The sequence below is a fragment of the Nitrospina gracilis Nb-211 genome (genome assembly GCF_021845525.1).
GTDB classification, from domain to species: Bacteria; Nitrospinota; Nitrospinia; order Nitrospinales; family Nitrospinaceae; genus Nitrospina; species Nitrospina gracilis_A.
The window spans coordinates 524,225-549,948 of sequence record NZ_JAKJKD010000001.1 but is presented as its reverse complement, the minus strand read 5'-3'; the positions used below and the strand labels follow the sequence as shown (position 1 = coordinate 549,948).

At 59.7% G+C, this 25,724-nt stretch carries 22 protein-coding genes; 12 read left to right on the top strand and 10 right to left on the bottom strand.

Features of this window, described 5'->3' with window-relative positions:
• Positions 1-17: 17 nt before the first annotated feature.
• The 3 genes from J2S31_RS02625 to J2S31_RS02615 form a co-directional block, all read right to left on the bottom strand.
• On the bottom strand, positions 18-1,025 hold the full coding sequence (locus J2S31_RS02625) for a ribonuclease Z (protein WP_237097496.1): 1,008 nt from the start codon (positions 1,023-1,025) through the stop codon (positions 18-20).
• 212 nt (positions 1,026-1,237) lie between these two features.
• Positions 1,238-2,342, bottom strand: a protein-coding gene (gene prfB, locus J2S31_RS02620) for a peptide chain release factor 2 (protein ID WP_237097495.1) whose coding sequence is annotated in 2 segments (ribosomal slippage) — positions 1,238-2,281 and positions 2,283-2,342 — 1,104 coding nt in all. Because the reading frame shifts where the segments join, the coding sequence is not laid out codon by codon here.
• An 86-nt stretch (positions 2,343-2,428) separates the two neighbouring features.
• Positions 2,429-3,358: a spermidine synthase gene (locus J2S31_RS02615; protein ID WP_237097494.1), complete on the bottom strand. Its 930-nt coding sequence runs from the start codon at positions 3,356-3,358 to the stop codon at positions 2,429-2,431.
• A 225-nt stretch (positions 3,359-3,583) separates the two neighbouring features.
• On the opposite strand from J2S31_RS02615, the gene J2S31_RS02610 reads away from it, so the two are divergent.
• The 4 genes from J2S31_RS02610 to cobA all read left to right on the top strand — a co-directional run bounded on the left by J2S31_RS02610 (position 3,584) and on the right by cobA (position 8,643).
• Positions 3,584-5,227, top strand: coding sequence for a phosphoenolpyruvate carboxykinase (locus tag J2S31_RS02610; RefSeq protein ID WP_237097493.1), 1,644 nt, complete (start codon positions 3,584-3,586; stop codon positions 5,225-5,227).
• A gap of 97 nt (positions 5,228-5,324) precedes the next feature.
• Positions 5,325-6,326, top strand: coding sequence for a 4-hydroxythreonine-4-phosphate dehydrogenase PdxA (pdxA, locus tag J2S31_RS02605; RefSeq protein WP_237097492.1), 1,002 nt, complete (start codon positions 5,325-5,327; stop codon positions 6,324-6,326).
• A complete protein-coding gene (gene rsmA / locus J2S31_RS02600) occupies positions 6,323-7,111 on the top strand; it encodes a 16S rRNA (adenine(1518)-N(6)/adenine(1519)-N(6))-dimethyltransferase RsmA (RefSeq protein WP_237097491.1) in 789 nt (262 codons plus the stop codon). Before pdxA ends, rsmA begins: the two co-directional genes overlap by 4 nt.
• Positions 7,108-8,643 (top strand): uroporphyrinogen-III C-methyltransferase, encoded by a 1,536-nt coding sequence (gene cobA / locus J2S31_RS02595; RefSeq protein WP_237097490.1) that lies wholly within the window; start codon positions 7,108-7,110, stop codon positions 8,641-8,643. The genes rsmA and cobA overlap by 4 nt, the downstream gene beginning before the upstream one ends.
• A 573-nt stretch (positions 8,644-9,216) precedes the next feature.
• On the opposite strand, the gene J2S31_RS02590 is transcribed toward cobA, so the two are convergent.
• On the bottom strand, positions 9,217-9,642 hold the full coding sequence (locus J2S31_RS02590; protein WP_237097489.1) for a hypothetical protein: 426 nt from the start codon (positions 9,640-9,642) through the stop codon (positions 9,217-9,219).
• Between the two features lie 195 nt (positions 9,643-9,837).
• Positions 9,838-10,455: a HoxN/HupN/NixA family nickel/cobalt transporter gene (locus J2S31_RS02585; RefSeq protein WP_237097488.1), complete on the bottom strand. Its 618-nt coding sequence runs from the start codon at positions 10,453-10,455 to the stop codon at positions 9,838-9,840.
• Between the two features lie 239 nt (positions 10,456-10,694).
• Here J2S31_RS02585 and J2S31_RS02580 point away from each other — a divergent pair, with 239 nt between their 5' ends.
• Together J2S31_RS02580 and mqnC are read left to right on the top strand one after the other, a co-directional pair.
• Positions 10,695-11,042: a peptidylprolyl isomerase gene (locus J2S31_RS02580; protein ID WP_237097487.1), complete on the top strand. Its 348-nt coding sequence runs from the start codon at positions 10,695-10,697 to the stop codon at positions 11,040-11,042.
• Positions 11,043-11,055: 13 nt separating this feature from the next.
• Positions 11,056-12,156, top strand: coding sequence for a cyclic dehypoxanthinyl futalosine synthase (gene mqnC / locus J2S31_RS02575; RefSeq protein ID WP_237097486.1), 1,101 nt, complete (start codon positions 11,056-11,058; stop codon positions 12,154-12,156).
• Positions 12,157-12,162: 6 nt separating this feature from the next.
• On the opposite strand, the gene J2S31_RS02570 is transcribed toward mqnC, so the two are convergent.
• The 5 genes from J2S31_RS02570 to J2S31_RS02550 are packed head-to-tail and all read right to left on the bottom strand — an operon-like array spanning position 12,163 to position 17,174.
• Positions 12,163-13,227 carry an AI-2E family transporter gene (locus J2S31_RS02570; RefSeq protein WP_237097485.1) on the bottom strand — a complete coding sequence of 355 codons (1,065 nt, stop codon included), beginning with the start codon at positions 13,225-13,227 and terminating at the stop codon, positions 12,163-12,165.
• Between the two features lie 4 nt (positions 13,228-13,231).
• Positions 13,232-14,299, bottom strand: a complete 1,068-nt coding sequence (locus tag J2S31_RS02565; RefSeq protein WP_237097484.1) for a hypothetical protein — start codon at positions 14,297-14,299, stop codon at positions 13,232-13,234.
• On the bottom strand, positions 14,296-15,261 hold the full coding sequence (locus J2S31_RS02560) for a pseudouridine synthase (RefSeq protein WP_237097483.1): 966 nt from the start codon (positions 15,259-15,261) through the stop codon (positions 14,296-14,298). The genes J2S31_RS02565 and J2S31_RS02560 overlap by 4 nt, the downstream gene beginning before the upstream one ends.
• Positions 15,262-15,290: 29 nt before the next feature.
• The gene (gene scpB / locus J2S31_RS02555; protein ID WP_237097482.1) at positions 15,291-15,983 is read right to left on the bottom strand and encodes an SMC-Scp complex subunit ScpB; all 693 of its coding nucleotides are present in this window, start codon (positions 15,981-15,983) and stop codon (positions 15,291-15,293) included.
• A gap of 15 nt (positions 15,984-15,998) precedes the next feature.
• A complete protein-coding gene (locus tag J2S31_RS02550) occupies positions 15,999-17,174 on the bottom strand; it encodes a 2'-deoxycytidine 5'-triphosphate deaminase (RefSeq protein WP_237097481.1) in 1,176 nt (391 codons plus the stop codon).
• A gap of 176 nt (positions 17,175-17,350) precedes the next feature.
• On the opposite strand from J2S31_RS02550, the gene J2S31_RS02545 reads away from it, so the two are divergent.
• From J2S31_RS02545 to J2S31_RS02520, 6 genes are all read left to right on the top strand, one after another.
• On the top strand, positions 17,351-17,599 hold the full coding sequence (locus tag J2S31_RS02545) for an FmdB family zinc ribbon protein (protein ID WP_237097480.1): 249 nt from the start codon (positions 17,351-17,353) through the stop codon (positions 17,597-17,599).
• A gap of 129 nt (positions 17,600-17,728) precedes the next feature.
• Complete coding sequence (locus tag J2S31_RS02540) at positions 17,729-19,789, top strand: hypothetical protein (protein WP_237097479.1); 2,061 nt, start codon at positions 17,729-17,731, stop codon at positions 19,787-19,789.
• A 52-nt stretch (positions 19,790-19,841) separates the two neighbouring features.
• On the top strand, positions 19,842-21,284 hold the full coding sequence (gene cysS / locus J2S31_RS02535) for a cysteine--tRNA ligase (RefSeq protein WP_237097478.1): 1,443 nt from the start codon (positions 19,842-19,844) through the stop codon (positions 21,282-21,284).
• The gene (locus tag J2S31_RS02530; RefSeq protein ID WP_237097477.1) at positions 21,269-22,843 is read left to right on the top strand and encodes a DUF2851 family protein; all 1,575 of its coding nucleotides are present in this window, start codon (positions 21,269-21,271) and stop codon (positions 22,841-22,843) included. Before cysS ends, J2S31_RS02530 begins: the two co-directional genes overlap by 16 nt.
• Positions 22,844-22,960: 117 nt before the next feature.
• Positions 22,961-23,764: a sulfate adenylyltransferase subunit CysD gene (cysD, locus tag J2S31_RS02525; RefSeq protein WP_237097476.1), complete on the top strand. Its 804-nt coding sequence runs from the start codon at positions 22,961-22,963 to the stop codon at positions 23,762-23,764.
• A gap of 44 nt (positions 23,765-23,808) precedes the next feature.
• A complete protein-coding gene (locus J2S31_RS02520) occupies positions 23,809-25,593 on the top strand; it encodes a GTP-binding protein (RefSeq protein ID WP_237097475.1) in 1,785 nt (594 codons plus the stop codon).
• Positions 25,594-25,724 lie beyond the last annotated feature (131 nt).

Sequence of the window (25,724 nt, the reverse complement as noted above, 5' to 3'; positions counted from 1 at the left end):
AAGGATGACCGGAACGGTCACTGCCCCAGAAACGCGTCCTGCGCTTCCTGGCGGAGTTGCTCGACGGCGTCGGTGTGACGCGGCGAGTAATGGAAGGTGCGCAACTGCTTCACGCCCCCCGCCCGTGCCAGAAGACCCGCCTGCCTGGACGTCAGGTGACAGCGTTCGCGCGCGCGTTGTTCTTCCTCCGCGATGAACGGCGACTCGCAGTAAAACACGTCGGCGTCTTTGATGAGTTCGACGATGCGCCCGGCGTTTTCGGCGTTGTACACGGTATCGACGACGTAGGCGATCTTCTGCCCTTCGGTCACCGTCACCAGCTCGCGCTGGAGTTCGCCCAGCGTGCGCGCCTCCGGCGTGGCGTGGCCGCGGGGGCCGATGGGCACCTCGATCGGCGTGTCGGCCGGCCGGCCGTCGAGGATGGCTTCTTTAAGCTGGTTCAGCCACTTGCCGGGGGTGAAGCCCATCTCGTCCAGCCGGTCCTTGTTGATGTTGAGGTGCTTTGATTCTTTCAGCGCGAAACCGAGGCACGGCACGCGGTGTTCCAAAATCGACGCCTGCACGGTGAACCCGGGCTCCTGCCAGATGATGCGGTTCTCGTACGGACGCGTCGTCTCATTACTGCGCCGGAAGCGGTCGATGGCGCGGAAGGTCGCGGTCTTCAAATGATCCGGGTGCACCTCGGTGACTTCGATGTCGATCGACTCCTCGTAGCGGTCCACCAGGTTCCAGGTGAAGCCCGCCAGTTTGCCTTCGACGTTGGCGATGAAGTGCTCCGGCCCGAACAGGCGGAGCGTGTGACCGCGGCCGAAAACGATGCGGAGCAGGCGGTCGAAACCGATGAAGTGGTCGATGTGCGTGTGGCTGACGAACACGTGGCTCACCTTCAGCAGATCGACATTGGCAATGCGGTGAATTTCGCCCAGGTCGAACAACAGCGCGCGCTTCTCATAGAGGAAGCGCACGAACAGGCCCGGATCGCCCAACGGATCATTCACCAGCGATGGATGTAAAATCGGTTTCATAAATTCAAAACAGCTCTAATCGTTTCCTCCCCTCCTTTCCAAGGAGGGGATTGAGGGGAGGTAATGAAGCATTCTTCCTTTTGGGGAAAACTCCCAAAGGCAACCCCACCCAGCCCTCCCCTTACCAAGGGGAGGGTTTATTGAAGCGGTTCTTGTCCCAGCCCGTCACTCCGTGAGTGCTCCTTGGCAAAAGGGAGAGGGAAATTAAAAAACTACGCCGAAACCTTTTCGTTCATGAGGAAGGCTTCGATGAAGCGGTTGAGGTCGCCGTCGAGCACCGACTCCACGTCGCCCATCTCCACCTGCGTACGCAGGTCCTTGACCAGTTGATACGGGTGCAGGACGTAGGAGCGGATCTGGCTTCCCCACTCGATCCTCTTCTTGCCTTTCTCCAGGTTGCGTTTTTCCTCTTCCTGTCTTTCGAGTTCGATCTCGTACAGTCTGGACTTCAGCACCTTCATCGCCGACGCCTTGTTCTTGTGTTGCGAGCGTTCGTTCTGGCACTGCACCACGATGCCCGTCGGCATGTGCGTGATGCGCACCGCGGAGTCCGTGGTGTTGACGCCCTGCCCGCCCGGACCCGACGCGCGGTACACGTCGATCTTGAGATCATCGTCTTTCACTTCCACGTCGATGTCTTCCGCCACCTCCGGGAACACGAACACCGAGGCGAACGACGTGTGCCGCCGCTTGTTGGCGTCGTACGGCGAGATGCGCACCAGCCGGTGCACGCCGATCTCGGCCTTGAGATACCCATATGCGTAATCGCCGACAAAGTTCACTGTAGCGCTTTTGATGCCCGCTTCCTCGCCGTACTGCATGTCGAGCACTTCGGTCTTGTAGCCGTTGCGGTCGCCCCAGCGCAGGTACATGCGCAGGAGCATCTGCGCCCAGTCCTGCGACTCGGTGCCGCCGGCGCCGGAGTTGATGTTGAGGATGGCGTTGTTGCCGTCGTTCTCGCCGGAGAGCATGGCCTTGAGTTCGGCTTCGGTGAGCGCCTGCTCGAGATCGTTCACCAGTGTCCCGCCCTCGGCTTCCATGGACGCATCGTTTTCCTCTTCCATGAGGTCGAGCATGGCGTCGAGGTCTTCGCTTTGCTTGACGAGGTCCTGGTACACCTTGACGGTGCGCTGGAGGGATGCCCGACGTTGCAGGATTTTCTGCGCCGCTTCGTTGTCGTTCCAGAAATTGGGCGCGGCGGTTTTGGCGTCGAGGCCTTCGATTTCTTTCAGCTTGTCATCGACGTCAAAGAAACCCCCTGATCCGTTCGATCCGTTTCACCTGTTCGCGATGCTGTTTTTTCAACTCGTCGATCATAACGACGCCACCTCCACATTAAGGATGATTGATGAATTTTTGTATTGTCGCCGAGAACCGGCGCGGACGCAACGTCTTCGGTCGGGTCAATGTGCGTTGACCAGCGTGTAGGGAACCTTGCCGACGGGATCGAGCCGGTTGTTGTTGTCGATACTGCGTTTGAGGTCGCTTCCCTGGATGGCGTCCACGAACACCCGTGCCGCAGGCGTGGCGAGATCGGGTTCCACCCACCGCTCCGCCAGCGCCAGAAGATCCAGCTCCATGCCGTGGGGTTTGGGGTAGGCCGCCGCGCGTTGTCGCAGGTCGGCGGCGGTCAGCCGGGCTTTTTCGCGCGTGCCCACCGCCACCGTGGCGCGGCCTTCTGTGTCCTCGAAAAAATACAGGTGCTCGAACACGGCGGTCAAGGTTTTCCAGTCCGAGGGCTTGTGCACGTTGCTCGGTCCATACAGATTCGTCGCCACCACCCCGTCCGGCGACAGCACACCGCGCAGGTTTTCATAAAACTCCACCGTCTTCAGGTGAAACGGGATCGAGCCGCTTTTGAACGCGTCGAGGATCACCAGATCGTAATGCAGTCGTCCCTGCGCGCGTTCCAGGTAGCAGCGTCCGTCCTCGGTATGCACGGTCACGCCTTTCTGGTCGAGCGGATAAAAGAAGCGCTTGCACAGGCGCGTGACCTTGGCGTCGATCTCCACCACGTCGATCCCCATCCCCGGAAACCAGCGTGCCAGCGCCGCGGGCAGAACCCCGCCACCCAGCCCGATGATGAGCACGCGCCGGGGCGGCGGGCGGAACAGCAGAGCCGCCAGGGTCAACCGCGAATACACCAGCACCAGTTCCCGCGGCCGGGCGGGATCGATCCGGCTCTGCAGAAAAAAATCGCCGTTGCCCCGGAACCACATCTCCCGGTGCGACCCGCTCTGGATGATGAAGATGTCGTTGTAACGACTGCGGGCGTGCGCCAGCACCTTCAAATCATTGCCTGCATCCTGATTTTTCGTCGGTTGGGAACCCATGTTCAAGGCTGGATGGAGAGGAGTTTCGGACCCGGTTTTTCACCCGGATTCGCCCATTTGGATCAATTTTTACAAAAATTTTTCTTTGATCCGCCTCTATGATACCATGAGGAGAATTTAAAAATTCCCTATTTTCCCTATGAAATCCGTCCGTTCCAGCACTTCCGAACGGTGAATTTTCTTAAAATCAACCTTTACTCACTTACAGCAAGGGAGTGAACCATAATGGCGCAGAAAGTATTGAAACATAAGGTCGGATTGGAGCATCACGGAATCCGCAACGTGAAGCACAGCTTCTGGAACCTGAGCACGCCGGAGCTGTACGAACACATCATCCGGAACCAGGAGGGGCACCTGTCCCACCTCGGTCCCGTGGTGGTGACCACCGGCGAGCACACCGGCCGTTCGCCCAACGACCGGTTCATCGTGCAGGAGCCGTCCAGCCAGGAAAACGTGTGGTGGGGCAAGGTCAACGAGCCATTCCAGATGGACAAATTCGACTCCCTTTACGAGCGCGTTCTCGCCTACCTGCAGGGCAAAAACGTATACGTACAGGACTGCATGGCCGGGTCAGACCCGAACTACCAGCTCCACATCCGCGTCATCACCGAGTACGCGTGGCAGAGCCTGTTCGCCCGCAACATGTTCATCCAGATCAAGGACCGCGTGAAGCTGGAGAACCACAGCCCGGCGTTCACCATCATTGCCGTGCCCAACTTCAAGGCCGTACCGAAGATCGACGGCACCAATTCCGAGACGTTCATCATCATCGACTTCAGCAAACAGTTGATCCTGATCGGCGGCACGCATTACGCAGGCGAGATCAAGAAGTCCATCTTCTCCGTGCTCAACTACCTTCTGCCGCACCGGCACAAGGTGTTGTCGATGCACTGCTCCGCCAACATGGGCGAAGAGGGCGACACGGCGGTTTTCTTCGGCCTGTCGGGCACCGGCAAGACCACGTTGTCCACCGACCCGCACCGCAAGCTGATCGGCGACGACGAGCACGGCTGGAGCGAAGAAGGCGTGTTCAACTTCGAGGGCGGCTGTTACGCCAAAGCCATCCGCCTGAACCCGGAAGCGGAGCCGGACATCTACGCCTGCACACGGCGCTTCGGCACCATTCTCGAAAACGTGGTGATGGACCCCGCCACCCGGCGGCTCGATCTCGACGACGCCAGCCTGACGGAAAACACCCGCGCGGCGTATCCGTTGACGCACATCGCGCACACGGTGGAAGACCGGCGCGGCGGCCATCCGAAAAACGTCATCATGCTGACCTGCGACGCCTACGGCATCATGCCGCCGGTCGCCAAGCTGACGCCGGAGCAGGCCATGTACCATTTCATTTCCGGCTACACGGCGAAGGTCGCAGGCACCGAGCGCGGCATGAGCCGCGAGCCCACCGCCGTGTTCAGCACCTGTTTTGGCGCGCCGTTCATGGTCCTGCACCCGTCGGTGTACGCCAACCTGCTCGGCCAGCGCATCGCCGACCACCACGTTCACTGCTGGCTGGTGAACACCGGCTGGACCGGCGGACCCTACGGCGTCGGCGAACGCCTGTCCATCGCCCACACGCGCGCGATGATCAACGCCATCCTCGACGGCAAACTGAGCAGTGTGGAAACGCGGCCGGACCCGATCTTCGGCATCCACGTTCCCACGTCCTGCCCGGATGTGCCGGCGGAGGTGCTGAATCCGCGCAACACGTGGAAAAACCCGAAGGCCTATGATGAAAAGGCGAACGAACTCGCCGCGCAGTTCATCGAAAACTTCAAGGAGTACGAAGACGCGGTGAGCCGTGAAATTCTGGAAGGCGGACCCCGCCTGCCGAACGGGAAGAAAGCGTCGATCAAGAAGATCAAGTAATGCACAAAGCGGCGGCCCGGGCCCCCGGGCCGCGTTTGCTTTGTTCCCACTCCTCAATAATAAAAACCGCCTCACCATCCGGGAAGGATCGAGCGACTTGGAAACACGTCCCCTCATTGCTGTCACGCTGGGCGATCCCGCCGGGATCGGTCCCGAAATCATCGCCAAGGCCCTGCCGGGCCGTGCGCTCGATTTCTGCCGTCCGCTGGTGATCGGCGACGCGGCGTGCGTCGCGCGTCACCTGCAACAATACAACCCGGCGGTCACCGTCCATAAAGTGAGCAGGCTGAAAGACGCACGCTTCGAGGCGAATCAACTCGATGTTCTCGACTGCGCACACGTGCCCGCCGATCTGCCGATGGCGCAACCGTCGGCGGCAAGCGGCCGGGCGGCGGTGGAGGCCATCCGCAAAGCGGTCGATCTCGCACTCGCTAACGAGGTGCACGCCATCACCACCGCGCCGATCAACAAGGAAGCCATTCATCTGGCCGGGCACCTCTACCCCGGCCACACCGAAATGCTCGCCGATTTCACCGGCACCGAGCACGTTGGGCTGATGCTCGCGGGCGGCAACCTGCGCGTGGTGCTCGCCACCACGCACGTGCCGCTGGAGCGGGTGAAAGCGCTCATCACGAAAGAACGGGTCGAGACCATCCTGCGCGTCACGCACCAGTGGTTGCGGCAGGTGGGCATCGACCATCCGCGCATCGCGGTGACCGGACTCAACCCGCACTGCGGCGACGGCGGCGTGTTCGGCGACGAAGAATCCAGGGCCATCGTGCCCGCGCTCGACGCTCTGCGCGCCGAGGGGATGGACGTCACCGGGCCCCACTCCGCCGACGCGCTGTTCGGACGCATCCACCACACGTCGTGCGACGCGGTGGTGACGATGTACCACGACCAGGGCATGATCCCGATCAAGATGGCGTCGATGGGTTCCGCCGTCAACATCACGCTCGGCCTGCCCATCCTGCGCACTTCGGTCGATCACGGCACGGCGTACGACATCGCGGGCCAGGGCGTCGCCTCCGCAGACAGCCTGGTGGAAGCCCTGCGCATGGCGGCTGTGCTGTCCCCCACCGCGCACACCGCCTCATGAGAAAAAAACGCACACTCGGACAGAACTTCCTCACCGATCCCGCCATCGCGGAGGAGATCGTTGCGCACGCGCAGATCGAGGACGGCGGCACGATGATCGAGATCGGTCCCGGCCCGGGCATCCTCACCGGACTGCTGCTCGAACGGTGCGGCAAACTGATCGCCCTCGAGATCGATCCCAAACTCTGCCACCTGCTCAACAAACGCTTCAAGTCGAATCCCAGGTTCGAACTGCACCAGCAGGACGCACTGGTGTACGATTACAGCCAGGCGGGGGCGCGCTTCCAGGTGGTGTCGAATCTGCCGTACTACGCGGCGATGCCGATTCTGAAACGGCTCATCCACTACGGCAGCCACATCGCCAACATGACGCTCATGTTGCAACGCGAGGTGGTGGACCGGCTGGTGGCGCAACCGGGAAGCCGCGATTACGGTTCGCTCACCGTGTTCACGCAGTTTCACTGTGAGGTGGAACGCATCATGGAAGTCGGCAAAAAGAATTTCGATCCGCCGCCGAAAGTGGACTCGTCGGTGATCCGCCTCGTCCCCCGCTCTGCGCCGCCGGTGGAGGTGGACAACCTCAAGACGTTTTTCCACGTCGTGCACGCGGCGTTCTTCCACAAACGCAAGATGCTCAAGAACAATTTAAAAAGCCTGGCGAAGCATTTCGATTTCACCTGGCAGGGCATTGAGGACGCCGGGATCGATCCCGCGCGGCGCGGCGAGACGCTGTCGCTGGAAGAGTTCGCCACGCTGTCCAACCTGATGGAGAGCAAACCGCAATGAGCGCCGCAGGCAAACAGGGGAAGGTGATCCTTGTCGGCGCGGGACCGGGGGACATCGGCTTGTTCACGCTGAAAGGCAAGGCGTGGCTGGAACGTGCCGATGTCGTCATCTACGACTACCTCGCCAACGCGCGCCTGTTGGCGTTCGCGCCGAAACACGCCGAGGTCATCTACGCCGGCAAAAAGGAAGGTCACGTCACCTTCGCGCAGGAAGAGATGAACGCCATGCTGATCGAGAAGGCAAAGGCGGGCAAGATCGTGGTGCGGCTCAAGGGCGGCGATCCGTTCATCTTCGGGCGCGGCGGCGAGGAATGCGTCGCCCTGCAGAAAGCGGGCGTCCCGTTCGAGGTGGTGCCGGGAGTGACCGCCTCCACCGGCGTCAGTGCCTACGCCGGTATCCCGCTCACCCACCGCGACTTCTCCTCCACCATCTCCATCGTCACCGGCAGTAACGAAAAAGGAAAAGAGGACCTGCACATCGACTGGGAAAAGATCGCCAGCCGTGCGGGCACGCTGGTGTTCCTGATGGGTGCGCGCAAACTGCAGCGCATCAGCGAAAACCTCATGAAGTACGGCAAGGACCCGAAGACGCCGATCGCCGTCATCCAGTGGGGCACCACACCGCGGCAGAAAACGTGGACGGGCACGCTCGACACCATCGTCGACATCGCGCAGAAGGAAGAAATCAAACCGCCCGCGCTCACCATCGTCGGCGAGGTGGTGAACCTGAAACCGCACATGGACTGGTTCGAGACCCTGCCCTTGTTCGGCAAGACGGTGGTCATCACCCGCGCCGAGGAACAGGCCGACGATTTCTCACAGGCGTTGCTGGAACGCGGCGCGGAGCCGTACCTGTTTCCGGTCATCGAGACGGTCGAGCCGGAAAGCTGGGAACCGCTCGACCGCGCGCTGGGCGAACTCGAAAACTACGACGGGCTCATCTTCACCAGCACCAACGGCGTGCGCTGTTTCATGCAAAGATTGAAGGAGACCGGACGCGACATCCGTGACCTCAAGGGACTGCGCCTGTTCGCCATCGGGCCGAAAACCGAGCAGGCGGTGACGGACCTCGGCATCCCCGTTGAGGCGGTGCCGGAGAAATTCGTCGCCGAGTCGTTGATCGAAACGCTGGGTAAGGCGGGGCTGAAAGGGAAACGATTGCTGTTGCCGCGCGCCGCCGTGGCGCGCGAGACCCTGCCGGACACGTTGCGGCAGATGGGCATCGAAGTCGATGTCTGCCCGGCGTACCGCACGGTGCTGCCGGACACCGACGCGGCGGATCTGATCGCGCGCCTGCAGGAGGGATCGATCCACGTCCTCACCTTCACCGCCTCGTCCACGGTGAACCACTTCATGCAACTGGTCGGCGATAAAGTGAGGGAACATCTCGACCACGTGACCGTCGCCTGCATCGGACCCATCACCGCCAAGACCGCCACCGATCTGGGCCTGCCTGTGCACCTCACCGCCGACACCTATACCGTAAGCGGACTGATCCAGGCGATGGAAGACTATTTTCAGCAAAGAAAATAAACTCGATCGACCAAACCTTAACCTTTATCTTGAGGTTGGATGATGCTTGAAACCATCAATAACATTCTGTTTTGCCCATTTACTTGAACCCTGCGGATCGAAGACCCCAGCGACCAGAACATGGAATTACTAAGAGAATTTATTAACCACAAATCTCTGGAAATAATTTCGGAGGATGAATCTCAAATTACTTTTTCTGGAAAATTAAGGATCCTTGTGGAAGGGATATGGAGATTATTTCGTATTGGAAATGTGGTGGGGACGTTTAAGAAGGCTGGAAAGGATCTTTGTTATTTGGAAATCGAATTCCGGACCCATAAAATTTTAGTTTTTATTATTTTATCTATTTCTGCCTTGGGCCTGATTTCAGACATCATCAGAAACGGCGAATTTATAAAACTTACAAGCATTCCTGTGTTTTTTTCCGTTTGGTCCTGGCTTATTTATTGGGGTTGTATTGAAATGGAAAGAAATCATTTGAGAAATCTGTTCCAGGAAAAATTATTCATTCTGGAAAGCGCCTCGTCATAAGCCGGTAGACCTCGATCACTTTGCGACGAGAACAGATGTTTTTCAGACTTCACACCCGGTGGAGTCGATGAGCGGGGCGCGTTCGCCGCGCAGGTAGCGGATCACGTCCACCGTGTCGATGACCAGCGAGACGGCGTTGCAGACCATAACCGCCGCCAGCCACAGGCCGAACGGCGTCTGCAGATCCAGACCCGGCAGGCGTCCCCACAGGTAATACAGCAGGCAAAACCACGGCGCGTGCATGATGCCCGCCAGGCGGGTGACGCCCTGGAAGCTGATCAGCGTCAGGCCAATGCCCGCGCCCAGCATTCCCGCCCAAAACGTATAGATCGCCTCGATGCGGTCGAAGTAAAACAGCGGTCCGGCAAAATTGAGCGCCATCAATAATAGAACCCACACCTGCCACAGCGGGTGCAGAGTGCGGATGGCCCGCATCAAATCCTTCATTGCATTCAACATGCAGTACATGCCAATCCCTCCTGGAAATTCCGTTGTGATGAGGTCGGGATGCTTTGAGAATACTTACAGTAGAGTTTACCTCAACCCCTTTTTGGAAAGGAGAACTTTGCAAAAGTCATTAAAGAGCAGAGGAAGCCACCCTCACCCCAGCCCGTCACTCCGTGAATGCTCCCATCCAGGGAGAGGGGGTTTTAGTAGAAGTCTTCACATCATCATCGCCAGGCGGGCGCCGATGGCGAGGGTGATGGCGGCGGTGGCGTAACGGATTTTTCCCAGGTGCCGGGCGACGTGTTCGAATGCCGTCACGCGGTTCACCATCGTGGCGTACACGGCCATTGTCACGATCATCCCCAGGCAGAACAGCGCGATGTAGCCGATCACGCCCGCCGGAAACTGGAACAGAGCGACCGGCACAAGAAGCAGCACCCCGGCCCAGCCCGCGGTGCCGTGCAACACCCCCATGCCGAACAGCATCCAGCCGGACCGATTCGATAAACCGTGTTCCTCCGCGTGCGCCGCGCGTTGTTTCCTGACCTCGCGCAGAGTCAGCCACCCGGCGAGGTAGATCATCGACAGCCCAACGACACGCTCCATCACGCCCAGGTTCACTTCGGCGAACACTTCGCGGAGCGGGGTGATGAGTCCGGCCAGCAGGAGGAGCGTCAAACTGTGGCCCAGCGCCCAGCGCAGAGCGAGGAACACCGTCTGTTTCAGCGAGCGGCGGTCGAGGAGCAGCGACGAGACGGTGGCGACGTGGTCGGCGTCCAGCGCGTGCAGGCAACCGAGGAGGAATCCCCCGGCCAGCAGAAATCCGTATTCCATAAAGGCAAGCCCCCAGGCAGTTGAACCACTTCGGATTATAGGGTGTCCCCCCTGCGGCCCGCAATGGCTATTCCGAAGAGAATCCCCCCAATCCCGGCCGCATTTCGACACACCAAAACCCGCCCCGAGCCTGCCAACCCATTCCCTCTTGTGAATTCCGCCAAAAGGGGTACAATTTCCTTTATTCTCCCAAAACCGTCGGCGACACGCCCCGGCGGCGTTTGTAAGGAAGGAAAGACATGCGATCCATTCGCGTCAGCCACATCCTGTTGAGCACGGAAGATCTGGCCAACACCCTGCTCGACGGATTGAAGGACATCGACGATCCCAAACTGCTGTACAAGATGTTCGCCAAGATGGCGAAGAAGTACAGTGCCTGCGGCACCCGCGACAAGGGCGGCGACCTGGGATTCCTCGAGTACAATTCCAACGCCAAGGAACTGGAAGACGCCGCCATGGCCACGCCCGTCGGCAAGCTGGGCGGGCCGGTTAAAAGCAAGTTCGGCTACCACCTCTTCCTCGTCACCGAGGAAGAGCGCATGGACGACCTTGGCATCGACGGCCTGCACGCCGTCTCGCTCAAATAATATCCTGCATATTGTGAACACCCACACCACCGCATCCGATTCCCAAGCCGAAGCGATCTTGAAGAAAGCGCTGGACGGCCACCGCCTGTCGCGGGACGAAGGCGCCGCGTTGTTCGAGGCGAACGACCTGACCCTCCTGGGCAACGTCGCCACCCGTCTCGCCCGCCAGCGCCGCAAGAACGCCGACAACGCCGTCACCTACATCATCGACCGCAACATCAACTACACCAACGTGTGCGTCACCGACTGCTCCTTCTGCGCGTTCTACCGCAAGGAGGACGCGGCGGATGCTTACGTTTTGCCGTTCGAGACCATCGCGCAGAAGATAGAAGAAATCCTGCAACACGGCGGGCGGCAGATCCTGATGCAGGGCGGCCACCACAAGGATCTCAAGATCGAATACTTCGAGGACCTCTTAAGCCGCATCAAGGAACGCTTCGATATCCACATCCACGCGCTGTCGCCGCCGGAGATCGTGCACACCAGCAAGATTTCCAAAATCCCGCTTAAGGAAACAATCGAACGTTTGCAGAAGGCGGGACTGGATTCCATTCCCGGCGGCGGGGCGGAAATATTGGTGGACCGCGTGCGGCGCATCATCAGCCCCAAGAAATGCAATACCGACCAGTGGCTGGAGGTGATGGACATCGCCCACCGCCTCGGCATGCCGACCACGGCGACGATGATGTTCGGTCATGTCGAGACTCTGGCCGAGCGCATCGAGCACCTCGACCGCCTGCGCGAACAGCAGGATAAAACCGGCGGCTTCACCGCTTTCATCCCGTGGCCGTTCCAGGCGGGCGACACGGACCTGCGTAAGGAGATCGGCCCGAAGAAGACCAGCGGCTGGGAGTACCTGAAAACCCTCGCCATCTCACGCATCTACCTCGACAACATTCCCAACATCCAGTCATCGTGGGTGACGCAGGGACCAAAGGTGGGGCAGATGGCGCTCTACTTCGGCGCCAACGACATGGGGAGCACCATGTTCGAGGAGAACGTCGTCTCGGCGGCGGGCACGGTGTACCACCTGGATGAGGAAGCCATCCGCCGGCTCATCACCGACAGCGGCTACACGCCGCAGCGGCGCACCATGCGTTACGAATACGCGTGATGACGGTCAGGTGAACGCGGAGGATTCGCGGTACACCTTCACGCCGCGCCGCATGAGGACGTTGAGGATCGCGGCCGCCGGCACCGCCAGCAAAATTCCCAACAGACCGAACAGCTCCGCACCGATCAGCACCGCCACCATGATGGCCACCGGGTGCAGGCCGACCTTGTCGCCCACGATGTAAGGCGTGATGAGGAATCCCTCGATCGCCTGCACCGCGCCGAACACCGCCACCACTCCGATCAGCGGCACCCAGTCCTGGGTCTGCAAAAACGTCAACAGGACCGCCGGGATGAATCCCACCACGATGCCGAGGTAGGGAACGAGGTTGGCGTAGCCCGCCATGATGCCGATGAGAAGACTCAGCGGCGTGCCGCAGAAATAGAGGCCGACGCTGTAAAAGATGGCCATGAACGTTGCCACCATCAACTGCCCGCGCACGAACTGCGAAAGCACGTCGTCGATCTCCGTCACCACCTGTGCCGTCTGTTTGTAGAAGCGGGGCGGGATGAGCTTGCCGAGTTTCTCGACGATGACGTCGAAGTCGCGCAGCAGGTAAAACATGGCGACGGGAATGATGACGAGATTGACCACGAACAGGAGGGTGTTGACGAAACCGGTGATCGATCCCCACAGCCAGCCGCCTGCGGTGCCCAGCAGTTCCAGCGGCACCCGGCCGAGTTTCTGTATGCTGTCATGCAGGACTTCGCCGATGCGGTCGCGGTCGATGCCCGCCAGGTCTTCGAGATACGGTTGAATCCAGCCCTTGATGGCGGTCAGGTAATCCGGCAGGTTTTCGGCCAGGTTCTGGACCTGCACGCGCAGAAGCGGGATGAGCACGATGCCCGCCACCAGCACCACGATAAAAAACGAGATCATCAGCACCACCACCGCGGGGGTGCGTTGCAGTTTCCATGTCTCCAGCCGGTCCACCAGCGGGTCCAGCAGGTAGGCGATGGCAAAGGCGAGGAAAAACGGCGTCACCACGCGCCGCACGAAGTAGAGAAACACCAGCGCGACGACGGTGCTCACCAGCAGGGTTATGAGGAGTTTTTTGTCCTTTTCATCCATGCAATCAGAGGTCGCCCATCATGGGCGGCAGGTGGGAAGGAATCTGGTTGGTCGGTGGCGGTGTTTCCTCTATCGGCGGCTCGTCACCTCCACCGGGCACCTCGTCCGGATGGATTCCGCCCTCCTGCTGTTGCACCACCTTCTTTTTATCCGGCCCCCAGTAGCGGCCCAGTGCATCCACCAGAAACCGCACCATGTTCTCGCTGACCTTTTCGAACGCTTTCAGTTCGCCGTCGAAATCTTTTTCCACCTTCACCGTGGCGATCTCGCTTTTGGCGGCGATCAGCATGCCCTGCGTCGCCGAGACGGCGCGCACGTTGAGATTCGCCTGAATGGTTTTGGTTCCGGTGTCCGCCTCTTCGTTCACCACGGTGGACAGCGCCGTGCCCAGCACCACCACGTCGGCGGCGGCTTTCAGCCCCACTTCCACCGACGCCTGCAAATCGCCATTCACCGCGCGCAGGACCAGCGTTTCCGGAATGCGGTCACGCACGTCCTCGCGTTTGACGGCTTTGATGTCCTCCGCCACCAGGTATTTGTACATCGACACCTCGGCGATGGGCACCGACTCCCAGAAACTGTAAAACGTATCGGCGGTGAGGCTCTTTTCTTTAAGCAGGACCAGCACCGTACGCGGTTTCACCAGAGCCGCCAGCACGCCGCGCGTGTTCAGTTCCTTGTTGAGCGCTTCCTTGAAAAACATCACCTCCAGCTTCACGCGGCTGACCTTCTCGACGAGGTCGTCGGTGGCTTCCAGGTAGCGGTAGCTTTGAATGTACGCTTCCGGGTTGGCGTACATGCTTTTGAGCGCGTTTTTGTTCTGGTTGTACACCGTCGGGCCCAGCATGTCCCGCAACGCTTCATCGAGGGAATTGCGGAAAGCTTCCTTCACCGCGCGTTCGCGCCCGGTCACGTAGTTTTCGTTGTGCACCGAAGAGTCGCCAAACGCCTCATACCCCATCGACGCGATGTCCGACATCTCCTGCGCATGGACCGGCAAAGCACCCCACGCCAGAACGCAGGCCATCAGCAAAAACAGCGGCGCGTTCTTGAATCTGCCAAGCGGGTTCACGATGTCTTTCCCTTTCGCCTCCCGGTGGAGGCGGTTTTTGTCCGTTTCGTCGATTTCGCCACAGGCGGCCGTTTTGACCAGTTCGCACTCTTTGTGGATTTCGTCCGCGTGGGCGCCTTGCTCCGTGTGGGCGCCTTCGTCCGCGAGGGCGCCTTGCTCCGTGCGGGCGTCTTGGTCCGCGTGGGTGCCTTGGTCCGTGCGGTGGATTTCTGTGGCGCTTCGGGTTTCGGTTCCGATTTCTTTTTCGCCACCAGCCGGCGAAGCGCCTTCACCTCGGCAATGGTCAACGGGCGGAACGTGCCGGGGGGCAGTTGATCGTTGGTCAGCGGCCCGAACTGAATGCGCGTGATCTTGATCACCGCATGCCCCACCAGCTCGCAGATGCGGCGGATATGGTGCTTCTTGCCCTCGATCAATTGTAATTCAAGAAAGCAGTTTTTGCCCGTGGTTCGGTGCAGGCGCGCCTTCAAAGGCAGGGTGGGACGCCCGTCCAGAGTCACCCCCTTTTCCAGCTTACGAAGCGTTTTTTCCGTGGGAATGCCGCTGACTTTCACATGGTACGTGCGCAGAATTTTATTTTTCGGATCGAGCAGTTGGTCCGCCATCTCACCGTCGTTGGTGACCAGCAGAACGCCCTCGGTGTTGTAGTCGAGGCGGCCGACGGGAAACACGCGCACGCGGATTTTCTTGAGCAGGTCCATGACCGTCGGACGGTCCTTTTCGTCCTTGGTGGTGGTCACGCACCCGCGCGGCTTGTTGACGAGGATGTAGGTCTTTTCCTTCGGCGGGGGAATCAGGCGGCCGTTGACGTGAATGAGGTCGGCGACGGGGTCGGCCAGCGTGCCCTGTTTGGTCACGACCATGCCGTTGACGGAGACTTTACCCTCTTCGATGTAGCGCTCCGCCTCGCGGCGCGAAGCCACACCGGACTGGGCAATGATTTTCTGCAAACGCATGGCCATGACGGGGCATCCTTGATAGAGGGTTGCGCTCAGGCCTGGGAATCGCCGCCTGCCGGCGGCTCCGCCGGGTCTGCGGGCGCACTGTCAGCCGTCGCGGCGGATTCGGTATCGGCGTCACTGTCTCCGGATGAGGCGGAGCCGTTCTCCCCGCCAGCGGCGCCAAAAGACAACTCGCCCTGCTGCGGCGCGTCCTCGCCTTCAATCTCTTCGCTGAAATCCTCGAGCGTCGGCAGTTCGCTCAAGTCGCGCAGGCCGAAGTACTCCAGGAATTTTTTTGTGGTCTTGTACATGATCGGCTTGCCCGGCACATCCTTGCGTCCGCCGGGGGCGATGATCTTTTTCTCCAGCAGGGTCTTGACCACGCCGCTGGAATCGACGCCGCGGATCTCTTCCACCTCGGCGCGGGTGAGCGGTTGCTTGTAAGCGATGATCGACAATGTGTCGAGCGCCGGTTGCGACAGGCGGAACGTTTTGTCCAGCTTCAGCATGCGCCGGATCCACTCGAAGTAATCCGACCGCGTGCCGATCTGGTAGCCTTCCGCCACCTCGACGATCTGCAGGTTGCGGTTTTCGTAGTCGGCGCGCAACTCTTCCAGCATATCGCGCAGGGCGTCGGCGGTGGTGCCGTCGGCCAGCACCTGCTGGAGCGTCTCCGGCGACAGCGGCGTGTCGGAGGCCAGCAGAAGGTTTTCAATGATGGCTTTGATCTTTTCGCGTTCCACGTTGTCCGCTTCCGGTCAGTTCTTGAAATACTTGCTCAACGAAAGTTCCTGCGTGTGATAGTGCGACTGCAACTGCTTGCCATACAGGCGCGTGGGTTCGGAGATGATCCTCTCGAACTTCATCCTGCAGAAGGTCTGTCCGTCCTCGATCATGAACGGCACGTCGTGCGGCCGCACTTCCATGACGGCGCGGGTGCCCTGGCTTTTCGCGCCCTTGCCCGGGTGCCAGCCGAAACCGGGATCGAAGAAGCCCGCATAATGCGTACGCAGCTCACCGCTGTTGGGCTCGTAGGCCACCATCTCGGACACCAGGTCCGGCCAGATGCAGATTTTTTCCTTCGACATCATGATGTAAAAACTCTCCGGCTCCAGAATGAGCCGGTGCTTTTTAGAGTAATACACCGGCTCCCAAAAATCATCCGCATGATAGTGATTCGTTTTCGCCAGGTCGACCACCTGGCTGTTGGCCTTGGCCTTGTAGGCGACGATGGAATTCTTGCGGTTCGTGCCCTGCAGATCGACGCTGATGAACAGGCCGTCGTCGGCCTTCACCTTCTCCCATTCCACCGCGCCGCCGTTTTTGTGGTAGAGGATCGGCTTTTTCTTGTACAGCGTCTGCAGTTGGCGGTCGGTGATCTCCGCATTGCCCTGCTTGAGGCGAAGCTGGTTGAGGGAAATGCCCTCCTGCACCCGCACCGGAAACGAACGCGACAACACCTCCAGGTACAGCTTGCCCTTGTAGCCCGGCGCGATTTCGTCGAAGCGGTGGCCGCGGTCGATGATGACGCGGGTGAACATGTCGAGCCGCCCTGTCGAGCTTTTCGGGTTGGTGCACCCGAACAGGCTGGTGGGCAGGTCCAGCTCCTCCAGAAGCGGGATCAGGTAAATCGCGCCCTTTTCCAGAATGCCGCCGTCACGCAGGTCCACCTCGTACAGTTTCAGGTCCTTGAGCTTTTTCTCAACCGTTTCGTTTTCCGGCAGAAAACTGCTCTGGATGCGGTATGCTTTCTGCCCCAGCCGGAGGTCCAGACTGACGGGCTGAATCTGGCTGTCGTACAGCGTGCGCGGCGTGTGGATGATGCCCTGGTGGTAAGCCAGTTCGATCTCGCGATCGGTCAGATAGCCGGATTTTCCCTTCAGACTTTGTTGCAGGGACGTTTTAACCAGGGACTTGGCGGTCAGCTTTTTCATTCAACCAAACGTGGGATTCGGGATTGCGCGGATCGAGGCGCCAACGGCCCGGGGTCAGGCTTGGACGGACGCCAACAGGCTGGAAAATCCGATTGACAGGCCATTTGCCGCTATGATTAAATCCTAATATTCATCACTTTGCAACCATTGTTTTCGAGTCCACGTTTCAAGGAATTATGCCTCTATACGAGTACTTCTGCGAAACCTGCGAACAGGAATTCACCCTGTTGCAATCCGCCTCCACGAACAAGGAGGAGACGGTGTGCGACCTGTGCGGCTCCGGTAACGTGAAGTACAAATTTTCCTCTTTCGCGTCCAAGGTAGTGGGAGGCACTCCCAAAACCTCCAAGCCCGTAACGATGGACGACTATCCCAACAAGGATGTGTTCAAGCTTCCCGTCCCGAGACTGCGTTCGGAACTTTAGCGGTGCGTGACGAATTCTGAATAAAAACACCCGGGTTCGCAAGATCCGGGAGGCGGAAGCGGATTTCCGCCGGGCGACAGCCTTTCTACATTTTTACAATTTCACATTCCTGCAAGGTGGGTGCATTTCATGGGTGCTTCTTCAAAACAATCGCGTAAAAAATCGTGGGGCGGGCCGGTGTTCGGTGTGGTCGCGGCGGGTCTCATCGTCTGGGCGTTCACCGAGTTGTCCACGCCCGAGGCCAACTTCGAACCGTACAACCAGTTCAAAGCCATCCCCGCCAGCACCACGGAGCCCGAACCGGTCGCTCCCGTTCAAGAGCCCACCTCCCTCGCTCCCGACCCGGTAGAGGTCGAACAGGCGGTGCCGAAGAAGGAGACCACGCTGGAAGACAACCTGATGGCCGAGGCGGTGACCGAACCCAAAATCGATCCGTCCACCGGCATCGACCTGGAAAAGGAACTGCGCGAGGCGCGGCCGAAAACCCCCACCGGCAAGGACCTGCCGAAGGAGACGCTCCAGCACATCGCCAAGGGCATCGAGTATTCGGAAAAAGGCATGTTCAACCACGCCGACCTCGAGTTTGAAAAAGCCGCGCAGATCAGCCCCAACGCGCCGGAAGTGTATTCCCTCTGGGGCACGTCCATGCGCATGGCGGAAAAGTACGCGGGGGCCGACCGCAAATTCCAGCGCGCCCACGAACTGGCGCCGAACGACGCGGAAATCACTCTCAACTGGGGTATGACGCGGCTGTTCGGTAAAAACGGCGACGGCGCGCTCGAACTGTTCAAGGAAACGGTGGCGCTCGATCCCGACAACCACCTCGCGTGGAACTACCTGGGCAAGGCCTACGGCCTGAAAAAGGATTACGTCAACGAAGAGAAGAGCTACATGAAATCGCTGGAACTCAAGGAAGACTTCGCGCAGGCGCACTTCAATCTCGCCGTCGTGCGCAGTCTGCAAAAAAAGTTTGAAGACGCCGCACCGCATTTCATCCGCGCCATCGAACTGGACAAGGAGTTTGAAAAACCCTTCGTCGTCCAGTTCCTCACCGCCATGGGCCTGAAGAACAAAACCAGCATGAAGCAGGCCAAGCTGAAGGAAGCGGGAGAGGATAAGGCCCACGACCACGACAAGCACGGGGACCATGAACACAAGAAAGGCGAGGAGCACGCCAAACACGAGCCGGAAGATGCCAAAAAATCCGAAGGCTCCGACCACAACATGGAAGGCTCCGGCTCCAACATCGTGAAGACCATCACCCACCTCAACGGGCAGGTCCTGATCAACGGCAAGCCGGCGGGCAATCGCGGCGTGGTGTACCTGGAGACCACCAACAAGCTGAAGGTGCCGGACCAGAAAACGCAGAGCATCACCATCACGCAGAAATCCAAGCAGTTCCTGCCGGGGCACTCGGTGGTGATGGTCGGCTCCACGGTGACGTTCATGAATGAGGATTTCGAGGTGCACAACATCTATTCGAAATCCAGCGGCAACCAGTTCAACCTGGGCGCCATGTCGGGCGGCGTGCAAAAACAGATCACGTTCGAAACGCCGGGCCCGGTGGTCCTGCGTTGCAACATGCATAAGGACATGGTGGGCACCCTGTTCGTTGCGCCCAACGGCTACGTCACGGAAACGGATGAAGAAGGCCGGTTCGACCTGCCGGTGGTCAAGAGCCAGGACTACAAAATGGGCTTCTGGCATCCGCGCCTGTTCCCGCAGGAGGTGGAGGCCCACATGCGGTTCCTCAACCTGACGGGCGAGGACACGACGCTCAAACTGGAGATCAAATCGCAGTCCGATCCGGCGGACGTCCACGACCTGGTGGACGGCACCGACTACAACGAACTGGTGGCGAAGATCGAGACGGAAATCTACGGCGCCATCGAGCACTGGAAGCAGGGCAAGAAGTATTCCTCACAGAAACGCATGCTCACGGCCATCACGCGCCACTTCGACGGCGGCGGACTGAAGGACGCCATCGCCAAGAGCTTCAGCGAAAACCGGAGCAAGAACATCGAAGACGGGCTCGACGAAATCCGCAAGCAGATCGCGGGCATCGACAAGTCCGAGGAGGTGACCGAAGCCTCGCTCAAGTTCAAGGCCGAGCGCATCATCGCGCAGTTGAAGAACAACGTGCGCGAGCTGGAACACCGCCTCAACCCGGACAAGAAAACCACCCAGTGACCCCCGCCCCGGGCGGTTTGATTTTGTCCCGCCGGGATGGTACTTTGAACGCATGACACTGCGCATTTTCAACACCCTGACCGGCAATAAGGAGGAGTTCGTCCCGCTCCAGCCGGGCAAGGTGCGCATGTACGTCTGCGGCGTCACGGTGTACGACTACTGCCACGTCGGCCACGCCCGCGCCGCCATCGTCTTCGACACCCTCTACCGCTACCTGAAACACGCCGGGTACGACGTCACCTACATCCGCAACTTCACCGACATCGACGACAAGATCATCAACCGCGCCCGCGAGCAGAACGTGCCGTGGCAGGAGGTGACGCGCAAGTACATCGACGCGTTTTACGAGGACATGGACGCGCTCAACGTCGAGCGGCCGACCACCGAGCCGCTGGCCACCGATCACATCGGCGACATGATCAAGATGATCGAGGGCCTGGTGCAGGCGGGCAAGGCTTACCCTGCCGAAGGCGACGTGTACTATGCGGTCAAGTCTTTTCCCGAATACGGCAAGCTGTCCCGGCGCAATATCGAGGACATGCAGGCAGGCGCGCGCGTGGAGCCCGGCGAACACAAAAAGGACCCGATGGACTTCGCGCTGTGGAAAAAAAGCAAGCCCGGCGAACCGGCATGGGACAGCCCGTGGGGACCCGGCCGGCCCGGCTGGCACATCGAGTGCTCGGCCATGAGTTATCACCTGCTGGGCGAGACGTTCGACATCCACGGCGGCGGCAAGGACCTCGTGTTCCCGCACCACGAAAACGAGATCGCCCAGTCCTGCGGCTTCACCGGCAAGCTGCCGGTGCGCTACTGGGTGCACAACGGCTTCGTCAACATCAACAAGGAAAAGATGTCGAAGTCGCTCGGCAACTTCTTCACCATCCGCGACATTTTAAAAACCTTCCACCCGGAAGTCCTGCGCCTGTTCCTGCTGACCAATCACTACCGCGGGCCGATCGATTTCTCCGACCAGTATCTGCAGGACGCGGAAAAGAACCTCGACCGCTTCTATGAGTTCTTCGCACAGGCCGAGGCCAAACTCAAAGGACGGAACGGCGGTACGGCGGAATTCGGGGAGGACATCCTGCGCCAGCAACCGTTGATGAAGAAGTTCGACGGGGCGATGGATGACGACATCAACACCGCCGTGGCGTTGGCCGATCTCATGGAAGAACTGCGCCGCCTCAACAAGCAGTTGGGTGAAGACGGCACCGACTGGGACGCGTTTCAGCGCGATGCGGCGACGCTCCGCCACGCGGGGCAACTGCTGGGCCTGTTCTACCGCACGCCGGAAGAATACAAAACCGGGACGCGCGCGCTCAAGGGCGGTGGGCAGGAATTGGACGTCGCCAGAATCGAGGCGCTGATTGCCGAGCGGCAGGCGGCCAGGTCGTCGAAGGATTTCGCCACCGCCGACCGGTGCCGCGATGAGTTGCAGAAGATGGGTGTGGTCCTGAAGGACACCAAAACGGGCACGACATGGGAAGTCCAGTAAACAGCACGCATGATTATTTTTCCGATGCCTACCTGAGATTCTACCGGCTCTACACGCAGACGGGAGTGAACGAGCCGGAAGAACCGCCGGTGCCGGAGAAGGTGATCCGCTGTGTGTGGAACGACCAGTTGTTCAAAACCCCCAACCTGAAAACCACCGACGGTCAAACACTGGAAGTCGTCTTCCCCGGCTACTGGAATTTCGGCAGTGGACCGGATTTCAAAAGCGCCGCCATCCGCGTCGACGGCAAACTGCTGGAAGGCGACGTGGAACTGCACGTGTTTGGTTCCGACTGGACGGCGCACGGCCACAGCAACAACAACGAATACGATAACGTCGTCCTGCACGTGTTCATGTGGAAGGGCCGCGGCAAGCGGAAGCTCAGCACCAGAGAGGAATCGAAGGAACCGGAGCCGAAACTGTCGCGCCCGCACATCCACGAACTCGAACTCAAAAAATACCTGAAACGCGGCATCCTGAAACTCAACGAGGAGCTGGATTTCGAATCCTACCCCACCCTGCACTCGTTCAACTACGGCCTGTGCCACCGGCCGCTGTCCCGCCTGCCGCAAGAGAAACTGCTGGAGCTGTTGAACGCCGCCGGCGACGCCCGCATCCACACCAAGATGGACCGCTTCCACGACCGCGTCATCACCAAGGGTTACGAGCAGACGTTTTATGAAGGCGTGGCCGAGGCGATGGGCTACCCCAGCAACAAACTGCCGTTTCGCATGCTGGCGGAGAACGTGCCGCTGGCGGAATTGCGCGACACGATCCCCATCCGCGCCAGCGAGGAGAAGCGCACGGAAATCATCCAGGCGGTGCTGTTCGGCGTGTCGGGACTGATCGATTTCAATGAGATCGCCGAAAACGAAAACCTCCTTCCCGCCGAGCGCATTTTCTTTGGCAGGATGGCGAAGCACTGGGAGCAACGGCGGGAGCGCTGGGAGGACCGGCTGATGAGCCCGCGCGAATGGAAATTCGGCAAAATGCGGCCCGCCAATTTTCCGTACCGGCGCATCGCCGCCCTCAGCCACCTCCTGGTTCGGCATTGGGAAAACGGGCTGTTCGCCGATTATCTGGATATCCTGCAATCCACCGTTTCCAATTCCGGCGAGACGGGGTATACTAAGGCGACCCGTAACAGGCTGACGCAGTTTTTCTGCGTGGAGGCCGCGGACTACTGGTCGCGGCATTACACGCCGGGAGGCAAGCCCCTCAAGCAAAATCAACAACTTGTGGGCCCCGACCGGTCGCGGGAAGTGGTGGTGAACATCGCCATTCCCATCGGCCTGATCTACGCCCGGGCGAGCAAATCGGTTCCCCTGGAGCAGGCTCTCAGGTCGCTGTTCCAGATCAAAAACCGGCCCGCCGACAACAAGTGGATCCGGTTCATGAAGCACTACATCCTGGGCAACGAAGAGCACATGCTGAAACCGTTGACCAGCGACCAGCAGACGCAGGGGTTGATGCAGATTTATCAGGACTACTGCACCAAAAATGAAAACAACTGCCTGCGATGCAAGTTTCCCGGCCTGGTGGAGCGGTATTTCTCCTGAAAGTCCCCGCCCGTCCCCGGTTTTTCGCGTAAAACCCTTGATTCGATTGAATTAAGAATATAAAGTGGGGTCATTCATCCCCCTTCCCGGCCCTCGCGCCGTACAGGTACGTTTATCATGGATCATTTGACCGACCTCGAAGATCAGAGCATTTACATTCTTCGTGAAGCTTATAAAAATTTCAAAAACCTGGCCATGCTGTGGTCCATCGGCAAGGACTCCACCGTCATGCTGTGGCTGGCGCGCAAGGCGTTCTTCGGCCACTGCCCGATCCCGCTGGTGCACATCGACACCTCGTACAAGATTCCGGCGATGATCGAGTACCGCGACCACTATGCCAAAAAATGGGGACTGAACCTCATCGTCGGCCAGAACAAGAAGGCCCTCGACGAGGGCATGAACCACGAGATGGGCCGGCTGGTGTGCTGTGAAGCGCTCAAGACCCAGGGCCTGCAACAGACCATGGAAGAGTACAATTTCACCGGACTCATCCTCGGTATCCGCCGCGACGAAGAAGGAACCCGCGCCAAGGAGCGCTACTTCTCGCCACGCGACAAAAACTTTGAATGGAACTTCAAGGATCAGCCGCCGGAGTTGTGGGATCAGTTCAAGACCACGTTCGCCGAAGGCACCCACATCCGCATCCATCCTCTTCTGCACTGGACGGAGTTGAACGTCTGGGAATACATCGAACGGGAGAACATCCCGATCATCGACCTGTATTTCGCCAACGAGCAGGGCGAACGTTACCGATCCCTCGGTTGCGCCCCCTGCACCGGCTCCATCAAGTCCAAGGCGCGGAATGTGAAAGAGATCATTGAGGAATTGAAAAACACCACCACTTCCGAACGCTCCGGGCGCGCGCAGGATCAGGAAAATGCGTACGCCATGCAGAAGCTTCGGGCCAAAGGTTACATGTAAATATGGGAGACAACGGATTCAAGACCCCCCAGGATGGCCGCCTGATGAAGCTGGTCATCGTGGGACACGTGGATCACGGCAAATCCACGCTCGTGGGACGTCTGCTTGCCGATACCGACAGCCTGCCCACCGGCAAGCTGGACTTCGTGAAGAGCATCTGCGACCAGCAGGGCAAGTCGTTCGAGTTTGCCTTTCTGCTCGATGCACTGGAAGAAGAGCAGGAACAGGGCATCACCATCGACACCTCGCAGATCTTCTTCAAGACGGAGAAGCGCTGGTACGTCATCATCGACGCCCCCGGCCACAAGGAATTCCTCAAGAACATGGTCACCGGCGCCGCCAACGCGGAAGCCGCCCTGCTTTTGATCGACGCCTACGAGGGCGTACAGGAGCAGTCGCGCCGTCACGGCTACATCCTGCGCCTGCTGGGCATGACGCAGGTGGCGGTGGTCATCAACAAAATGGACCTCGTCGGTTACGACCCGGAGGTGTACTTCAAGATCAAAAGCGAGTACACGCAGTTTCTGGAGTCGATCGGCATCGAAGTGCGCGAGTTCATCCCCATCTCCGCGAAGATGGGCGAGAACGTTGCCAAGCGCTCCGAACACATGCCGTGGTACACCGGGCCGACCATTCTCGAACGCCTCGACCAGTTCCAGGAAAAAGCCGGGAGCGTGGACAACCCGTTCCGCATGCCCATCCAGGACGTGTACAAGTTCGACCAACGCAGGATCATCGCGGGGCGGGTGGAATCGGGCACGGCCAAGGTCGGCGACCGCGTCGTCTTCTCACCGTCCAACAAGAGCACGGTGATCAAAAGCATCGAAACATGGAACGCGGAGACTCCGGCGGCGGTGGAAGCGCCTCACTCGGTGGGCATCACGCTGGCCGAGCAGTTGTTCCTCGAGCGCGGTGAGATCATCAGCCTCGAGAAGGATGCGCCGGTGGTCACCACCACCTTCGACGCCAACGTGTTCTGGATGGGGACGCGCCACTTCAGCAAAGGCCACACCTACAAGTTGAAACTCACCACGCAAAACGTGGACTGCGAAATTGTCGAGTTCAAAAAAGCCATCGACGCCTCGACCCTGGAGACGCTCCCGGATCAGGATTTCATCGCCAAGAACGACGTGGCGGAAGTGACGCTCCGCACCAAGCGGCCCGTCGCTTTCGACCTGTTCACCGACATCGCCGAAACCGGGCGCTTCGTGCTGGTGGACGAGTACGACGTGTGCGGCGGCGGCATCATCACCCACTTCACCCCGCTGGAGGAAGTGGACCGCCTGCGCAACGAAGCACGCAACCGCGACTCGCACTGGGTGAAGGGCACCGTCACCCCGGAAATGCGCGCCTACCGCAACGGGCACCAGCCCGCCATGATCCTGTTCACCGGCAAGTCCGGCACCGGCAAGGCAGCCTTGGCAGGCAAGCTGGAGGAAGTGCTGTTCCACCAGAATTTCCAGAGCTACCTGCTGGACGGCCGCAACGTCCAGGTGGGCGTCGGCGCGGACATGGACGCGGAAACCTATTTCTCCGACGGGGAGGCGGTGCGTCGCTTTGGCGAGGTCGCCAAGCTGTTCCTCGACGCGGGACATGTGGTCATTTCCACCTCCAACGTGTTCAACCAGGAGGACCACTCGAACATCAACCTGCTGATCGAGCCCAGCCCATTGGTGGAAGTGCGCATCACCGACGACCAGTTCCCGAAAGGCATGCCGGAAATCGTGCTCAGCCTGAACGACGCCAAGAACACCGACACGGCGGTCACCCGCATCGTCGATTACCTGAAGGAAAAGAAAATCCTGACCGGCCACAACTACTCAATCTAACCCCGCCAGGAGCGGACTATCGCGGGAAGAATGAGAAAAATGGTCCTGGAATTGCGCCCTCGGACCATCGTTCGCAATTGACGCGCTAACCCGTTTTCCTCCCGCCTTGCGGAGGGAGAATTTGTTTGACT

What these genes read in the sequence shown, in the direction of transcription:
- J2S31_RS02625 (WP_237097496.1), bottom strand. Translation starts at nt 1,025, where the DNA reads ATGAAACCGATTTTACATCCATCGCTGGTGAATGATCCGTTGGGCGAT.
- J2S31_RS02615 (WP_237097494.1), bottom strand. Translation starts at nt 3,358, where the DNA reads ATGGGTTCCCAACCGACGAAAAATCAGGATGCAGGCAATGATTTGAAG.
- J2S31_RS02610 (WP_237097493.1), top strand. Translation starts at nt 3,584, where the DNA reads ATGGCGCAGAAAGTATTGAAACATAAGGTCGGATTGGAGCATCACGGA.
- rsmA (WP_237097491.1), top strand. Translation starts at nt 6,323, where the DNA reads ATGAGAAAAAAACGCACACTCGGACAGAACTTCCTCACCGATCCCGCC.
- cobA (WP_237097490.1), top strand. Translation starts at nt 7,108, where the DNA reads ATGAGCGCCGCAGGCAAACAGGGGAAGGTGATCCTTGTCGGCGCGGGA.
- J2S31_RS02590 (WP_237097489.1), bottom strand. Translation starts at nt 9,642, where the DNA reads ATGTACTGCATGTTGAATGCAATGAAGGATTTGATGCGGGCCATCCGC.
- J2S31_RS02585 (WP_237097488.1), bottom strand. Translation starts at nt 10,455, where the DNA reads ATGGAATACGGATTTCTGCTGGCCGGGGGATTCCTCCTCGGTTGCCTG.
- J2S31_RS02580 (WP_237097487.1), top strand. Translation starts at nt 10,695, where the DNA reads ATGCGATCCATTCGCGTCAGCCACATCCTGTTGAGCACGGAAGATCTG.
- J2S31_RS02570 (WP_237097485.1), bottom strand. Translation starts at nt 13,227, where the DNA reads ATGGATGAAAAGGACAAAAAACTCCTCATAACCCTGCTGGTGAGCACC.
- J2S31_RS02560 (WP_237097483.1), bottom strand. Translation starts at nt 15,261, where the DNA reads ATGGCCATGCGTTTGCAGAAAATCATTGCCCAGTCCGGTGTGGCTTCG.
- J2S31_RS02550 (WP_237097481.1), bottom strand. Translation starts at nt 17,174, where the DNA reads ATGAAAAAGCTGACCGCCAAGTCCCTGGTTAAAACGTCCCTGCAACAA.
- J2S31_RS02545 (WP_237097480.1), top strand. Translation starts at nt 17,351, where the DNA reads ATGCCTCTATACGAGTACTTCTGCGAAACCTGCGAACAGGAATTCACC.
- J2S31_RS02540 (WP_237097479.1), top strand. Translation starts at nt 17,729, where the DNA reads ATGGGTGCTTCTTCAAAACAATCGCGTAAAAAATCGTGGGGCGGGCCG.
- cysS (WP_237097478.1), top strand. Translation starts at nt 19,842, where the DNA reads ATGACACTGCGCATTTTCAACACCCTGACCGGCAATAAGGAGGAGTTC.
- J2S31_RS02530 (WP_237097477.1), top strand. Translation starts at nt 21,269, where the DNA reads ATGGGAAGTCCAGTAAACAGCACGCATGATTATTTTTCCGATGCCTAC.
- cysD (WP_237097476.1), top strand. Translation starts at nt 22,961, where the DNA reads ATGGATCATTTGACCGACCTCGAAGATCAGAGCATTTACATTCTTCGT.
- J2S31_RS02520 (WP_237097475.1), top strand. Translation starts at nt 23,809, where the DNA reads ATGAAGCTGGTCATCGTGGGACACGTGGATCACGGCAAATCCACGCTC.